This window comes from Paenibacillus sp. LS-5 (assembly GCF_056121505.1).
On the sequence record NZ_JBWAVA010000040.1, the window covers coordinates 1 to 1107 of the forward strand.

The window sequence follows — 1107 nt, forward strand, 5'->3', positions numbered from 1 at the left end:
TGGTAACTCTCAATCATATTGGTGGTGTAGATGAGTTTTCGGATCTCAGGCGGGTACTTGAAAAAGGTAGCGAGCTCCTCCCAATTCGTCCGCCAAGAACGGATAATTAGAGGATACTTCGCTCCCCAAACTTCTTCGAAACGGTCGAGTTCAAGAAGGGCTCCTTCCTCGGTAGCTGCTTTGTAAATGGGCTTTAAATCGGCAGTTACCTTCTTAATATCCTTATACGAAACGTACCGGGTAGAGCTACGGATTTGGTGAATAATGCACTTCTGGATTTCGGTTTGGGGATAGCAGGCTGCAATCGCTTGAGAGAACCCGGACAGGTTATCCACGCAAATAATGAGGATGTCTTGAACACCACGATTCTTAAGCTCATTCAGCACGCTCAGCCAGAACTTGGAGGATTCGTTCTCACCGATCCACATACCCAGCACATCTTTGTTTCCGTCCAGATCAATGCCAATCACCATGTAGGCGGCTTTGTTGATAATGGCCCCGTCTTGCTTAACCTTGAAGTGGATTGCATCCAGATAGACGACCGCATAGACGCCTTGTAGCGGCCGATTTTGCCACTCTTTAATGAGAGGTACAATCTTGTTCGTGACATTGGAAATGAGCGTAGGGGAAACCTCAATGCCATACATTTGTCCCAGGTGATCCTGAATTTCTCTGGTGCTGATCCCTTTGGCATATAGGGCGATGATTTGCTCTTCGATGCCAGTTACGTTCGATTGATGTTTCTTGACTACCAGGGGCTCAAACTCACCTAAACGGTCCCGAGGGATGGCGATTTCCTGTTCACCGTACTCACTAACTACCGTTTTACGACTCTTTCCGTTCCGACTGTTTGGCGTGAGTTTCGCCTTCACTTCATGCTTTCCATAGCCCAAGTGGGTGTCCATTTCGGCTTCTAGCATCTCCTGAATCGTCTCTGCAAATAAATCCTTTAACGCATTTTGTGCATCTTGCGCCGTTACCAGATTATTCTCTTTAATGAATTCCCGAAGTTGCTGTTTTGACCAAAGTCCCATGTGCTCTCCCCAACCTTTCTCTTACTTCCATTTTAATGGGTTTGAGAGTTTACACAATATATTTTACAGACTC

At 46.3% G+C, this 1107-nt stretch carries 1 protein-coding gene; it reads right to left on the bottom strand.

Features of this window, described 5'->3' with window-relative positions; translation table 11 throughout:
• On the bottom strand, window positions 1-1034 hold a 1034-nt coding region (locus AC0MA3_RS26295), incomplete at its 3' end, for an IS256 family transposase (RefSeq protein WP_474658330.1).
• Window positions 1035-1107 lie beyond the last annotated feature (73 nt).